1 tRNA gene is annotated in these 367 nt (G+C 45.5%); it reads left to right on the forward strand.

Features of this window, described 5'->3' with window-relative positions:
* Positions 1-260: 260 nt before the first annotated feature.
* Positions 261-337: transfer RNA gene (locus IQ294_RS16250), tRNA-Met, on the forward strand.
* The last annotated feature ends 30 nt before the right edge of the window (positions 338-367 follow it).

Raw genomic sequence — 367 nt, forward strand, 5'->3', positions numbered from 1 at the left:
CGGTTCGATCCCGTCATCCTCCACCATTTTCTTTAATACATAAAGCAGCATCACAAGTTTTACTATATAATAGAAGGAACTCATTCAGAAATTCCTTTTTAAAAGTAAATCACTGGATGAAGAAGAGTATAAATATTATTATCGCGGGGTAGAGCAACGGACCGCACGAAGACGGTGCGTAACACCGAAGCAGCGTAAGGCGATGCAGGTGTCAACAACCGGAACATTGAGTATGGAAAATACTCACTATATATTATTATCGCGGGGTAGAGCAGTTCGGTAGCTCGTCGGGCTCATAACCCGGAGGTCGCAGGTTCAAATCCTGCCCCCGCAACCAAATGGTCCCGTGGTGTAGCGGTTAACATGC

The sequence above is a fragment of the Planococcus beigongshangi genome (genome assembly GCF_016820495.1).
Lineage (GTDB): Bacteria > Bacillota > Bacilli > Bacillales_A > Planococcaceae > Planococcus > Planococcus beigongshangi.